This window comes from Polaromonas sp. P1_G2 (assembly GCF_056405515.1).
The window spans coordinates 1-616 of the sequence record NZ_JBFUBY010000699.1 but is presented as its reverse complement, the minus strand read 5'-3'; the positions used below and the strand labels follow the sequence as shown (position 1 = coordinate 616).

General features: G+C 68.2%; 1 protein-coding gene. It reads left to right on the top strand.

The genetic code is table 11. The annotated features are described in order from the left end of the window. On the top strand, window positions 1-616 hold a 616-nt coding region (locus tag AC1D0P_RS27020), incomplete at both ends, for a thiamine pyrophosphate-binding protein (protein ID WP_477679547.1).

Here is a 616-nt window from a genome sequence, read left to right as displayed (position 1 = left end):
GAGCCTGCTCCGCACGCTGGTCGATTGCGGCGTCGAACTCTGTCTTGCCAATCCCGGCACATCGGAAATGCATTTCGTCACCGCACTTGATCGCGTGCCGGGCATGCGGGCCGTGCTCGGCCTGTTCGAGGGCGTTGTGACGGGGGCTGCCGATGGCTATGCGCGCTTGGCCGGCAAGCCGGCGGCGACGCTGCTGCATCTCGGTCCAGGCCTCGCCAACGGGCTTGCCAATCTCCACAATGCCCGCAAGGGCGGCGTGCCGGTGGTCAACATTATCGGCGACCACGCGACCTATCACCAGCGCTACGACGCGCCGCTGACCAGCGACGTCAAGGCCTACGCCAATACCGTCTCACACTGGACAGTCTCGTCGCGCGAGGCACGCGACGTTGCCGCCGATGCGGCCCGAGCAGTGCAGGCGGCGCAGGTGCCGCCCGGCCAGATCGCCAGCCTGATCCTGCCGGCCGACACCGCCTGGAACCAAGCACAGGGTCCGGCAAGGCCACTTCCTGTTCCGCAAGCACCTGAGGTCCGCGATCATGCTGTCGACGCAGCCGTGGCCGCATTCCGGCACGGCAGAGCAGCCCTCCTGTTGCGCGGCGCCGCCCTGCATGGC